12 protein-coding genes are annotated in these 13,809 nt (G+C 36.3%); 6 read left to right on the top strand and 6 right to left on the bottom strand.

Annotation, left to right across the window (positions count from 1 at the left end; translation table 11 throughout):
* Positions 1–665: 665 nt before the first annotated feature.
* Positions 666–1,181, top strand: coding sequence for an AAA family ATPase (locus ACIQXV_RS09160; RefSeq protein ID WP_402958049.1), 516 nt, complete (start codon positions 666–668; stop codon positions 1,179–1,181).
* Between the two features lie 175 nt (positions 1,182–1,356).
* On the opposite strand, the gene fabF is transcribed toward ACIQXV_RS09160, so the two are convergent.
* On the bottom strand, positions 1,357–2,592 hold the full coding sequence (fabF, locus tag ACIQXV_RS09155; protein ID WP_402958048.1) for a beta-ketoacyl-ACP synthase II: 1,236 nt from the start codon (positions 2,590–2,592) through the stop codon (positions 1,357–1,359).
* A gap of 122 nt (positions 2,593–2,714) precedes the next feature.
* On the opposite strand from fabF, the gene ACIQXV_RS09150 reads away from it, so the two are divergent.
* The 5 genes from ACIQXV_RS09150 (at position 2,715) to xerS (ending at position 7,958) form a co-directional block, all read left to right on the top strand.
* Positions 2,715–3,566: a helix-turn-helix transcriptional regulator gene (locus ACIQXV_RS09150; protein ID WP_402958047.1), complete on the top strand. Its 852-nt coding sequence runs from the start codon at positions 2,715–2,717 to the stop codon at positions 3,564–3,566.
* Positions 3,567–4,108: 542 nt separating this feature from the next.
* A complete protein-coding gene (locus tag ACIQXV_RS09145) occupies positions 4,109–5,488 on the top strand; it encodes a DJ-1/PfpI family protein (protein WP_402958045.1) in 1,380 nt (459 codons plus the stop codon).
* A 121-nt stretch (positions 5,489–5,609) separates the two neighbouring features.
* A complete protein-coding gene (locus tag ACIQXV_RS09140; RefSeq protein WP_402958043.1) occupies positions 5,610–6,047 on the top strand; it encodes a GNAT family N-acetyltransferase in 438 nt (145 codons plus the stop codon).
* Positions 6,048–6,213: 166 nt separating this feature from the next.
* Positions 6,214–6,747 carry a GNAT family N-acetyltransferase gene (locus ACIQXV_RS09135; RefSeq protein WP_402958041.1) on the top strand — a complete coding sequence of 178 codons (534 nt, stop codon included), beginning with the start codon at positions 6,214–6,216 and terminating at the stop codon, positions 6,745–6,747.
* Between the two features lie 122 nt (positions 6,748–6,869).
* The gene (gene xerS, locus ACIQXV_RS09130) at positions 6,870–7,958 is read left to right on the top strand and encodes a tyrosine recombinase XerS (RefSeq protein WP_402958040.1); all 1,089 of its coding nucleotides are present in this window, start codon (positions 6,870–6,872) and stop codon (positions 7,956–7,958) included.
* 126 nt (positions 7,959–8,084) lie between these two features.
* Here the strand turns inward: xerS and ACIQXV_RS09125 are convergent, their stop codons facing one another.
* From ACIQXV_RS09125 to ACIQXV_RS09105, 5 genes are all read right to left on the bottom strand, one after another.
* Positions 8,085–8,507: a PH domain-containing protein gene (locus ACIQXV_RS09125; RefSeq protein ID WP_402958038.1), complete on the bottom strand. Its 423-nt coding sequence runs from the start codon at positions 8,505–8,507 to the stop codon at positions 8,085–8,087.
* A 127-nt stretch (positions 8,508–8,634) separates the two neighbouring features.
* The gene (locus ACIQXV_RS09120; protein ID WP_402958036.1) at positions 8,635–10,521 is read right to left on the bottom strand and encodes an ABC transporter ATP-binding protein; all 1,887 of its coding nucleotides are present in this window, start codon (positions 10,519–10,521) and stop codon (positions 8,635–8,637) included.
* Entirely contained in the window at positions 10,518–12,245 is a 1,728-nt protein-coding gene (locus tag ACIQXV_RS09115) for an ABC transporter ATP-binding protein (protein ID WP_402958034.1), read from the bottom strand. The genes ACIQXV_RS09120 and ACIQXV_RS09115 overlap by 4 nt, the downstream gene beginning before the upstream one ends.
* 100 nt (positions 12,246–12,345) lie before the next feature.
* Positions 12,346–12,798 carry a MarR family winged helix-turn-helix transcriptional regulator gene (locus tag ACIQXV_RS09110; RefSeq protein WP_402958032.1) on the bottom strand — a complete coding sequence of 151 codons (453 nt, stop codon included), beginning with the start codon at positions 12,796–12,798 and terminating at the stop codon, positions 12,346–12,348.
* A gap of 154 nt (positions 12,799–12,952) precedes the next feature.
* Complete coding sequence (locus ACIQXV_RS09105; RefSeq protein WP_402958030.1) at positions 12,953–13,711, bottom strand: hypothetical protein; 759 nt, start codon at positions 13,709–13,711, stop codon at positions 12,953–12,955.
* Positions 13,712–13,809: the final 98 nt, after the last annotated feature.

The following is a 13,809-nucleotide window of genomic DNA, read 5'->3' as shown; positions in this document are numbered from 1 at the left end:
TAGCAGCCTTTGCAAGTAAAAATAAAATACCCAATTATGGTCCTCACTAAAAATAAAGAGGGAAGTTCGAGAATTGCTTAATTGAAAGGAATATACATTCTTTATTAATCCAACAGAAACATATGTCCGGACTTTTGTGTCATTATTTTTGACACAAAAGTCTAGACTACCGCGTAAAAATATTTAAGTAATAAATTTGAATCAAATAATTATTTTTATTTATTATGGAACGTAAATTTTTTCTCACTTAACTTTTTTGGTAATACACCTTGAGAAATCCAACAATGTAACAATGTGTTAAACTTATTGCTAAAAATAATGTCAAATGATTCTAAAATTGGGTGACATTTCGGAATTGGGAGCACCCTCTTTAGAACCGTTCTTGTTTAACGGTACGTTGATCCAAGAAGGATTAACGCTTATTTTATGAATTAACGCTTATTTTTGTGGTACTTCTTCACCTTCAAATAGGGGAGTGAAAGAAAGAGAAGTAGTAGAAAATTGACTAACACTAGGGAGTTAAATTATATATTTATTCTAATATTATTTGAGATTGGAAGGAATTTACTTAAAGTAAATGGCAGTTTAGTTGAACAAGAAAGAGGAGACATCCACATAAATATAGAATATTTATAAAATGTATTTATGGAAGTGGGTGGTCTAATTTGATGAATAAAATTCCTAAAAAAATACATATTATTGGTTCCGTTGGAAGTGGAAAAACGACGTTAGCAAAAAGATTATCCAGAAAGTTAAATGTTCCATTTTATGAATTAGATAATGTTGTTTGGAAAAGGCAAAAATCTGGAGATTTAAGAAGAACAGATGAAGAAAGAAAAGAGTATTTGAATTCTATTATTCAATCTGATACTTGGATTATTGAGGGGGTTCATAATGAGGATTGGGTTGCTAGTAGTTTTTATAATGCAGAATTGATTATTTACTTAGATACAAAATATTCAATAAGAACCTATCGCATAATAAAGAGGTTTGTATTACAAAAACTTGGTTTAGAAAAATCAAATTACAAACCAACAATAACCATTTTTTTTAAAATGTTTAAATGGAATAGACATTTTGAGGACGTTGGCAAACCTAATTTTTTTGATAAATTTGGAATATATAGTGACAAGTTACTGGTTGTAGCAAATAAAAAAAGTATTGACAGTTATTTCAAATAACGGATGCGATTGTTTAAGATGTTGGCTGTCATTTTGGCAGCCTTGTTACTTGTTCCACTAACTGGCTAGTTTAGTTGACCAATCTCATTAGCTTTTATTTAACAATCGGGCTATTTAACGGAATAAATCTAACCGTTTCCTTAAGAAACGGTTAGATTTACGAGAGAAAGTTTATTCACTCGTATTTCCTTAATACAATTGCCGCGTTATGACCACCGAAACCGAATGAGTTAGACAGACCCGTATTTATTTTCACCTGGCGAGCAATAGATGGTACATAATCGAGATCACATAATGGATCAGGATTTTCTAAGTTAATTGTTGGAGGAATTATACCTTCCTTTAAACTCATTGCTAAAGCAATTGCTTCAACCCCGCCTGCTGCCCCTAACATATGACCGATCATAGATTTATTAGCTGTTACTGGAATCTGATAAGCTTGTTTACCAAACAGCTGCTTAATAGCCATTGTTTCGGAGATATCTCCCACTTTTGTACTTGTCGCATGGGCACTAATAACATCAATTTCTTCAGGCGATATATTTGCATTTTTTAAAGCTGATCTCATTGCAAGATAGGCCCCTTTACCTTCCGGATGTGTAGCTACGATATGGTGTGCGTCTGAACTTGCACCATATCCAATGACTTCCGCATAAATCTTTGCCTCTCTACGTAATGCATGAGATAAAGATTCTAAGATTAGAATGCCAGCTCCTTCTGACATGATAAATCCATCTCGATTTTCATCAAATGGACGACTAGCTTTAGTGGGATCATCGTTTCTTGTTGATAATGCTGTAGCATTACCAAAGCTTGCTATTGATAAGTCTGTTATAGCTGCCTCTGTTCCACCTGCGAACACAACGTCAACTTCTCCAGAACGAATTAGTCTAAAGGCTTCACCAATAGCTGTATTTCCAATTGCACAAGCGGAAACGGGCGACAAAGAAGGTCCCATTGCGTTCCACTTGATACTAATTTGTGCTGCAGCAGCATTAGAAATCATGGCAGGTACTAGGGTCGGGCTTACTCTTCTTGGCCCCTTTTGTCTAAGCACATCAATATTTTCAATTAATGTTTCAATTCCCCCTATACCTGAACCTACATATACGCCTAACCTTTCTACATCTATACGATCGAGGTCTAACTTAGAATCTACCCAAGCTTGTTCAGCTGCAGCCAAAGCAAATTGAGAAAAACGATCTAAACGTCTAGCTTCGTTCTTTCCTAAAACTTCATCTGCATCAAACTCTTGGACGCTACCTGCAATTTTTGTCTTATGATTAGTAACATCAAATTTATCGATAGTGGATATACCAGATTCCCCGTTAATCAAATTGTTCCAAAATGTTTGGATGTTGTTTCCTATAGGAGACACTATCCCCATACCGGTAATCACAACTCTTTCCACTTTTCATCCCTCCAAATAAGTAATTTACTTGTATTTTACATCTCTTTTATCCTATTACAAGTGATAGTTTATCCTGGTATAATTACTAATAGGTTAAATTGATGAGATGAGGAGGGTTAAAAATGAATGATAAAACTAGGCTTGAAGCTTTGTCGACATTCTTAAAAGCTAAGCGTTCCCAAATTAAGCCAGAGTCTGTTGGTTTGCCTGCCGGAACCCGGAGAAGAACACCTGGATTACGAAGAGAAGAGGTTGCACATTTAGCAGGTGTAAGTACAACTTGGTATACATGGCTAGAACAAGGAAGAGATATAAAAGTTTCTTCAATCGTACTTGATTGTATTTCTACAGCTCTACAATTAAATAATGATGAAAGAGACTACTTATATGACCTGGCATTAGAGACAAAATCAGAAATTACAAATCAAAAAAAGAATCAATCAGAGCTTAGCCCTTCTTTAAAGCGAATACTAACTGAATTAACATATTGTCCGACTATCATTACGGATCGACATTGCCATATAGTGGGTTGGAATCCTGCAGCTGCTCATGTTTTTTTAGATTTTGAACAAATACCGAATGATCAAAGAAATTTGATTCGTTTAGTGTTCGCTAGAAAAGAATTAAAAGCATTGGCCGTCAATTGGGAACATTTTGCGAAAGGTTTTCTTGCTATTTTCCGTACCTATTATGGACACTATTTAGGCGATGAATGGTACAACCAATTTATTAAAGAAATGAGTTATTCACATTCAGAATTTCAGGATTTATGGCAAGAAAGTCAAGTAAGTAAGGCGCCAGAAATGATAATTGAATTCAGACATGCTAAAGCAGGAAAAATGTTGTTTAATTTAACTTCTCTTCAGGTTCAAGGTGATATGGATTTACGGTGCAGTATCTATACACCAGTAGAGGAAACAGATACAGAAAATAAATTAATGCGATTAATGAAGAGGGTTTCGGATGAAAATTAATAAAGTAATATTTTTCTTATTCAAGTAACGGGGAGGTTAGGTGAAGAGAGAGGGAAAAATTCTCTCCCTTTTAATTCATATTTGACACAAAAACCGATATCAAGTTATGGTCATTTTTTTATAACTTGATATCGGTTTTTAAGGCAATATATATTGGGCAGAGACTATTTCAGTCTCTGTTTTTTTGTGGTCTGAAACCAACTAAATCTGAAGTCTGATATAAAAATCAAGCTATAGAACAATTATGAAAGCTTTAGAAAAAATGTAGTATGGAACCAAGATTAGAACATATACCTTGCGGGGGTATAACGAAAATTTGCGTGATACACCGCAAAATGTGCGGTTTATACCAATTTCAAATTCAGTACAATGCAAGGGTGGATAACAAGAGCAGTCAATAACAAACAACACATTTTGGAGGTATAATACATGGTTTTTGTTCAGAATGTATCAAAAGTCTATTCAATGGAATCGGGAGATTTTGTCGCGTTAAAGAATAACAACATTCAAATGCGGAAAGGCGAATTTAGGAGGAATGTGAAATGAAAAGGTTTGTAGTACGTTTAGCTGTTTATGTATGTATTTTCGTTGTGTTAGTGGGGGGAGTGGGCTTCCTCGGATATGTTCGTTCAGATAATGATTTTTTCAAGAATGTCCGCCATGAGCCAGTTCCTTCTCTATCTGGTGTTAAACCACCAAAGTATGATCCTAATAAACCTACAGTAGCAGTTCTATTAGCGAATGTAGACACTGAGGTATTTGATTTTATGATTCCTTATGATTTGTTATCTAGAACAAACGCTTTTAATGTATTTGCTGTTGCTCCCGACAAAAGAGTAAAGACGTTATCGGGCGGACTGGATGTAGTACCGCATTACTCTTATAAAGAATTAGATAAATTATTAGGTAAAAGTCCCGACATTGTTGTGGTTCCATACATGCCGATATTTGATGAAAAGAAATATCAACCTACTCGGAAATGGATCCAACAACATTCCAGCAGTAAAACCACTATTTTGAGCATTTGCAGTGGATCAGAGAATCTTGCCGATGCAGGCTTATTAAAAGGAAAATCAGCCACCACACACTGGCAAGGGATATCTATACTGAGCAAACAATATCCTGACACTCATTGGAAAGAGGATGCGCGTTATGTCCACGAAGGTAACACTTTAACCTCAGCGGGTCAAACTGCAGGTATCGATGCTGTTCTATATTTGATAGCTCAAAAGCTTGGAGAACCCATGGCTGCAAAAATATCGAAAGAAATCAGTTATCCTTCTTACCATTTCGTTCAAAACCCAAAAGTAGAACCTATTCAAAAGGACATATATTTTGCAACCTTTTTATTGAATCTTGCCTTCAAGTGGAATAAGACAAAGGCTGGTGTCCTACTTTATAACGACATGGATGAAATCGCATTATCTTCTATATTTGATACTTACGCAGCCACAGGAACGACACAAGTCTTGACCGTTTCGAGTTTGGATGCACCCATTGTTACAAAACATCACCTTAATATAGTGGCTAGGAATCAAATAAAGAATGTTCCAAAATTGGATAAAATGTTCATACCAGGTGGCAACGCAAAATCTATTGCTGCAGCCGACGTAAAACTTTGGAGTGAAAAAGGTAGTACTAAAGAATCTCTCCTCATTCATAGCGATTCACCTAATAGATTTGTATTTGAAGCACCATTGGAAGACTTTGCTAAACAAGAAGACCTTTTAACTGCCAAGCATGACGTGAAACGACTCGAATATCGAGCGAATGGTATCCATCTTGAGGGTAAACCATTTCCTCTTGAAACTTACGGCAATGTACTTCTAACCGGTTTATTAGCTTTGTTGGTAGCCTTCTTGTTCGACAGACGAATCATTATGAAGAAAACAATTTTCAAATCGCATAAACAAGCCAGTTAATCATTACCGCCTTCGGGCGGTTTTTTTCATTTTACCATTAACGTCCGTTTGCTATCATTCTAGTAAATTAACGAACCTATGCTAAACTGAATAAAAGTAGATTAAAGGACTGATTCAATTAATGGATATTAGAAAACCTAACGATTTTGAACTAAAAAAGGTATTATCTCTTTCTACACAAGCTGTTTTTGAGGGCACATTAGGTGAAGTAGTACCTACGAAAGAAAAAATTGACCAACTTATTAAACCACTTTTGGAAAAGGGAAGCTATTATTTAATAGCAACTGATAACGATAAATTAATGGGCTGGATTTTTATAGGGGCTAGCATAGACCAATTTACTGATATAATGAATGGATTTATTTACGAACTATTTGTTATAGAAGAATTTAGAGGGAATGGGATTTCCAAACTGTTAATGAGAGCAGGTATTGACCATCTAAAACAAGATGGATATTCAGAAATCCGTCTAAGTGCATTTGCAGGGAATCATGCAATTAAACTGTATGAAAAATTGGGATTTAGCATTAGGACAGTTAGTATGAGTTTGCAGTTATAAGAAACGAACTTATTTCACAAACGGGTGCTTGAGTTAAACAAGGTGTTGCTACTGCAACATCTTGGGTTTATTGAGTTAACGGTGCAGTTTTGTTGAAGTATTTGCTATAAACTTTTATATAGATTGAATAAATCAAACCTATTGAAAGATAAAAGGGGGAATGAATTTGGTTTACTTTGAAGGTCTTAAGGGGTTCAATATACAAATTGCTACGAAAGACGATAGTAGTAAAGTTATTAAAATGTTAAAACGGATAGCTCTATGGATGAAAGATAATGAAATAAACCAATGGAGGTTTCTGTTAGATGGAGGTGACGATGAAGAGATTGAACAAGCCATAACCAATCGAGAAACGTATATTGTTTTGAAAGATAACGATATTGTGGCTACATTTACACTTTTATCTAAACAAAGTGAATGGGACAGGTATATTTGGGGAGAGGATAATACCTCAAAAACACTTTACTTACATAGACTTGCAATTATTCCTAGATATATTAAGAAAGGGATAGGTAAAAGTATTTTGGCTTGGATACAAAACAATGTAAGTGATATAGAATATCTAAGATTGGATTGTGTCGCTGATAATATAAAGTTAAATAACTTTTATAAGAATAATGAATTTGAACTTGTTGATTTAACGGATGGTCATAGTAAATTTCAAAAATCTATAAGAAGAAATAAGAAATTATTCAACTAAAGGGTGCTTTGGTAAAAAATATCAATAGGGTGTTGGGGCAATTATCCGAAAAAACATTATTACGTCAAATATAAATTTGACGTAATAATGTTGGTGGGATAAAATAGAAGTGAGGTGTTATCATGGTAAATCAGGAAAAACAAACTAATTTTAAAAAACTGCAAACCTTACTACGTGAATTCCCCTGGTATGTTGAAGAATATATTAATCATAAGTTAAGAAAACTTTCTACGGCTTCTCTGTTCAATTATTGTCATGATTATAAGATTTTTTTCAATTGGATGATTAGTGAACAGTTGTGGAACGGCAGCATTAAGGAAATCCCATTGGATCGCTTAGAGAAAATGACCGTTTTAGAGGTTGAAAATTTTTTAAACTATCTCCACTATCAGTTAAATAATAAAGACCTAACTGTGAATCGAAAGTTATCCGCATTAAAATCGCTGTTTAATTACTTACAAAATATTGCTGAAACACCTGATCTAAAGCCATATATTAATCGAAATGTGATGGCGAAAATTGAATTTAATGAAGTGAAAGACAGCATGGAAACGAAAGCAAATAAAATGGAAGGCAAAATCCTACTGGGAGATGAATACGAGAAATTCCGTTTATTTGTTGCCAATGACTACGGTGAATTGAACAAAGATAATAAAAAACTCTTTAACTTTTATCAGCTGAATAAAGAACGTGATACAGCGATTGTATCGTTAATATTGGGATCTGGTCTCCGTCTTTCGGAGTTGGTTGGCATTGAGTTAGACGATCTCGATTTTAGCAAGTATTGTGTTCGAGTCATTAGAAAAGGAAATAAAGAACAATTTGTTTATTTTAGCCAGATTGCGATGTCTGATCTGCAAGCATATCTTTCTATTAGATCGGCAAAATACCAGGTTGATAAGACCAATAAAGCATTATTCATTTCTGCTCCAATGGGTCCAAAAGGAAAATCACGAAGACTTACTGCAAGAGCCGTTGAAAAGCTGATTGAAAAATATGCAACCGCATTTGGAAAACCATCATTATCCGTACATAAATTGAGACATTCATTTGCTACCAGATACCATGCGGAAATCAATGATGTACCAAAATTACGACGACAATTAGGTCATTCATCAATCCAAACGACAATGATTTACACTCATATTAAGAATGATGATCTAAAAATTGCGGTTGATAAGATGGATATGCCGAAAGAACAACTAGAATAAATAAAAATGGCTGTAACTGATGGCAGCCATTTTTATTTATTCTAGTTTACATAATACTATTATGGTAACAAAATTATAAATGTCTCAATACCTAAGTATACTTAAGATAATGAGACGGAATAAATTTTATAAGTTTATTTCTATTTTTGAGTTTATTTTTCTTAATGCTTCGCAAAATTGTTCCTCATTTTTAGGTGAAATTAGCATTGTACTCCATTTACCATAAAGTACTTCTAAACGGTTTAATGACAATGCTGGACTTGATAATGGATTTCGCGTTTTTCTTATACTTTTAATTGTCATAATATCAATTTTCCAGCGAAACGGTCCTCCAACAACCTTTAATTGATTCCCATTTATTTCATAATACGTTCCGAACCAGCACCAAATAATGAATGAACTAGTTAATCCACATACCAAAACGGCAGCGATGATCTCCCCCTTCCCTTCCGGCCCGCCTGGTAGGAATAGAAAAGAACCTATTAAAAAGGCGACTGCCCCCCATAATAGGAAACCAGTGATAATTCCTTTTTTTGAGTAAAATCTCATCCCCCTCATCCCCCTTTCTCAATTCATTATAAAAAAAATCCTCTTTAATAAACAAAAAAAGCTTAGAAAGACGAATGCTTTCCAAGCAATGAGAAGTTTACTACGCATTTAACACTTGGTGCTTTTACTACCCGACATTTTTGATTCCATTTCGTCCGGTAAACTGGCTATTATACAAATCTGCATAAAAACCGCCTTTTTCTAGTAATTCCTCGTGTGTTCCTTTTTCAATGACAGTCCCGTGATTCATTACTAGGATGAGATCTGCATCACGAATCGTAGATAACCGATGGGCAATAACGAAACTTGTGCGCCCTTTCATTAAATGATCCATTGCCTTTTGAATCTGAACTTCGGTACGGGTATCGACGCTGCTCGTTGCTTCATCAAGAATTAAGATAGCAGGATTAGCAAGGATCGCCCGTGCAATCGTTAATAATTGCTTTTGACCTTGTGAAATATTTGAAGCTTCCTCATTTAAAATCGTATCATAGCCTTCAGGAAGTGTACGTATAAAGTGGTCTGCGTTAGCTGCCTGTGCTGCTGCCACAATTTCTGCTTCTGTAGCTCCCTCTCTACCATAAGCAATATTATCACGAATTGTACTATTGAAAAGCCATGTATCTTGAAGCACCATTCCGAATAAACTACGCAGCTTCTCTCTTCTTAATTCACGTGTATCGATGCCGTCAATTAAGATTTTTCCGGAATTGAGTTCATAGAAACGCATTAATAAATTGATGAGTGTGGTTTTACCGGCACCAGTAGGCCCGACAATGGCAACCCGTTGCCCCGGCTTCACCTCAATATTCATATCCTCTATTAACAGTTCATTTTCCTTATAACTGAAGGAAACATGTTCAAAGGAGACTTCCCCTTTAGGAGCAATGATTTCTTTTGCTGCAACCGCTTCAGGTACTTCTTCTGTTTCATCTAGAATTTCAAACACACGCTCAGCACTTGCAATCGTCGATTGGATGACGTTTGCAATATTAGCAGTTTGTGTAATTGGCTGGGAAAATTGTCGTGCATATTGAATAAATGCTTGAATATCCCCTATTTCAATTGCCTTTTTCGTTACTAAAAGGCCGCCAACTACTGATACAAGCACATAACCGATATTATTGATAAATGACATTAACGGCATAATCATGCCAGACATAAATTGCGCCTTCCAACCTGATTGATACAAATCTTCATTGGTTTTTTCAAATGTTTCAATCGATTGTTGCTCACGACCAAATACTTTGATTACTTTATGTCCAGTATACATCTCTTCCACATGCCCATTAAGCTGACCAAGAGATTTTTGCTGTCCCTTAAAGTAGATCTGTGACTTTTTGGCAATTTTCATTATAGCCACAAAGCTAAGTGGAATTGTCAGGACAACGATCAATGTCATTAGGGGACTAATCGAAAGCATCATCACAATAACACCGAGTAATGTGACCACTGAAGTGATCAGCTGGGTTAAGCTTTGCTGCAGGGTAGTACTGATATTATCAACATCATTGACTGCCCGGCTGAGAATTTCACCATGGGTCCGTGAGTCGAAGTATTTTAGCGGCAGCCTGTTGAGTTTCTCTTCCACTTCTTTCCGAAGATTATAAACCGTCTTTTGTGCAACCCCAGCCATAATATATTGTTGTATATAGGCAAATATCGCACTAATGATATACAGCCCTATTAAGAGCAGAATAATTTGTCCGATATAGTCAAAATCTATTTTTGCTCCTGGAACACCCCGTAATTTCGCCATCAATCCTTCAAACAATCTGGTTGTTGCCTTCCCCATTATTTTTGGGCTGACAATCGAAAAAACGGTACTGATAATCGCCGTAATTAACACAGCTAACAACTGTAATTTATATGGCTTTAAGTAGGTGATGAGCCTCTTCAGCGTTCCTTTGAAATCCTTTGCTTTCTGGGGAGCCATGCCCATACCCATTGGGCCGAATCCACCGCCCCCAGGTCCTCTACCTGCAGGTCCCTGCTGTTTGGAATCCTTACTCATGCAATTTCCTCCTCAGACAACTGCGACATTACAATCTCACGATACACCTTACTTAATTCCATTAATTCTTTATGTGTCCCGATTCCGGCAATTTCGCCATTATCTAAGACGATAATTTGATCTGCATCCATAATCGTACTGACACGCTGTGCGACAATTAACATTGTTGACGACGCAGTTTTTGCTTTTAAGGCACCACGCAACTTTGCATCTGTTTTAAAATCAAGTGCTGAAAAACTATCATCAAAAATATAGATTTCCGGTTTTCTTACGAGTGCACGAGCAATCGACAATCGCTGTTTTTGGCCACCGGAAACATTTGTTCCCCCTTGGGCAATAACAGCATTAAAACCTTCTGGCATATTTCCGATAAACTCTGTTGCTTGGGCAATTTCGGCTGCATCCTGCACCTCTTGATCAGTGGCATCTTCTTTACCATAGCGAATGTTTTCTGAAATCGTACCGGTAAAAAGCACCGCTTGCTGTGGGACAAAACCCACTTTTTCGCGAAGGCTTTCCTGAGTCATTTCGCGAACATCAATACCATCTACAAGTACTTTTCCGCTATCCACATCATAAAAGCGTGGAATCAAATTTATCAGCGTTGATTTACCAGAGCCGGTTCCGCCGATAATGGCCGTTACTTCACCCGGGTTCATTTTAAAAGAAATATTTGAAATTGCTGGCATTTCAGCACCGGGGTAGCTGAAGGTAACATTCTGAAATTCTACTTGACCCTTTTGCTCTTTTGCAGGCACAGGAGAGGCAGGATCTTTTATATCAGCATTTGTTTCAAATACTTCGTTAATTCTAACCGCTGAAACCGATGCTCTGGGAATCATCACAAACATCATCGATAACATCACGAATGAGAACATAATTTGCATCGCATATTGAATAAAGGCCATCATATCGCCGACTTCCATATGTCCATTGCTGATTCGAATGCCGCCAAACCAAATGATCGCAACAGTTGTAAGGTTGAGGACAATCATCATAATCGGCATCATTGCAGCCATGAGTTTATTAACCTTAATCGCTGTTTGAGTTAAATCCCAGTTTGCTTCATCAAATCGTTTTTTCTCATGGGTAACTCTGTTAAAGGAACGAATGACACGAATGCCTGTTAGGTTTTCTCTTAATACACGGTTGAGGTTATCGAGCTTTACTTGCATTGCTTTAAATAACGGCATTCCCTTTCTTGCAATGACCACAATCGTTATGACAAGAATAGGTAATGCAACTGCCAATACCAAGGTTAACTTCGCATCTTTTGATATGGCCATAATGATTCCGCCAATACACATCATCGGCGCCATCACCATCATCCGCAGCATCATGATGAGTACTTGTTGAACCTGGGTAATATCGTTCGTTGTTCTGGTAATCAGCGAGGCAGTTCCAAGTTTATCGAACTCATGTAGGGAGAAATTACCGACATGTGAAAAAATCTTGCTTCGCAGTAATTTACCGAAACCGGCTGCCGCCTTTGCCGAATAAAAGCTGGCAACAATCGAACAAATCATACCTCCAGCTGCTACAAGCAGCATAAGACCGCCGATTTTCCAAATATAATTCGTATCACCGGTTACCACGCCCTTATCGACTATATCAGCCATTAACGTGGGTAAATACAGTTCAGCCATTGACTGAAGGAGAACAAGAACCAGGACAAAGTAAATGGGTATTTGAAATGGTTTCAGAAATTTGGTCAATTTTATCAAGTTGTTTCAACTCCGTTTTCAATTGTTTATAGGCAAACAATACACTACATTCATGAACTGAATATGAACAAAAATAGTTCTAGTTGCTATACTACTTTCTTTATTGGTGACTTTCTTGATTAAAATAATCATGAACTTTGGAAAGTAATCCAGCTAACTGTTCACTTTCGTCTTCTCCTAAATAATCAATTAATCCCAAAAAAGTGTCGCCAAATGCTTTTCTTGCACTTTCTGTTGCTTCGATACCTGCTGGAGTCAGTTTAATTTTAACTGCTCTTCTGTCCTCGGGATCAACAGTCCGTTCAATTAGGCTGTCTTTTTCAAGGATATTAACGATTTGAGTAATTGTCGGCGGAGTAACCTGCAAAAGCTGACTAATTTCAGAAACCTTCATTTCTGTATTTTTCTCATTTGCATACCGTTGAATTGTTGCAAGCACCCTGAATTCACTAGGATTAAATCCCGAAATTTTCTTATTATGCCACCCCGTTTTTTTGAGCTGCATAAAGGATTGCAGAAGCTTTTGGGCTGTGCCGCTTTCAAAATCGGCCATTTTTATCACCTCGGTTTTCCTTTCACACCATAATACTTAGGTAACTTAATTATTTATAAACCTAAGTATATTCCCTATTAAATTTATCGTCAATTTTTATAAAAGAAAAAACACAGAAATTTTTCCTGTGTTTTTGACATGGGTTAGAAAAATATTATTTTATTTTTTCCTGCTTTACATCTGAATTTAGCAGCTTCCATTGACCATTCTTATATGTCCATGTGGATTCGACCAATGCGATGGTGTCGGCATTTGCGACACCTGTCACTCTTTGCACACCTTTTAATCCCATATTTCCATCCCCTAATGGAATCGGCTTCAGGCTGTTATAGGGATTTACTGACAACTCTGTTGGCTCGTTTAGCTTTCCTTTATAATAGAAACCAAGTTTTTTGTAATATTTCTTGCGATCCTTTAAATCAAACAAATAGGATTTCCCTGTTTGTTTTAGCTTTATCTCTGCCTTATAGCCATTTAGAAATTTAGCGTCCATCTCAAGTGGCTCCGGAATGGTTAAGTCGGTGTGGACAAAATTCTTTAATGAATATAAATAATTGTTCACAATTCCACCGCTTCCCCCTGTTAATACATTTGCAAATATATCCTTAATCCCATCATGGTTTAAGTCTGTAAGTTGAAGTGCCGCTTTCGAACCACTTTCTAATGGAAAGGTAATTACTTTCCCATTTGATCCGGCGACCTCAATATAAATCTCTTTCAAATACGAATCATCATCTTGATATGGTACTCCCTTTAAAAGGATAACTTCATCAATTCCGTCCCCCGAAATATCCGCTTTTTCTTCTGAAATCGTAATGACTTTCGCTTTCTCTTCAACTGCATACACTCCGGTTATGGCCGTAATTGATAATAGGAAAAATGAAACTATAACAAGCATCATTTCTTTTTTCATCCTGTTCCCCTCCAAACTTTCTAGCTTTACTTAGTATGTCCAGTTTTGGGAAAAAAATGAAGAAAGGACCCTCTAATTTTTAGAGAGTCCCAAAAATA

Source organism: Neobacillus sp. NPDC097160, assembly GCF_044762155.1.
Lineage (GTDB): Bacteria > Bacillota > Bacilli > Bacillales > Cytobacillaceae > Neobacillus.
Note: the sequence above shows the minus strand (reverse complement) of the source record. Positions and strands in the feature narration are given on the sequence as shown.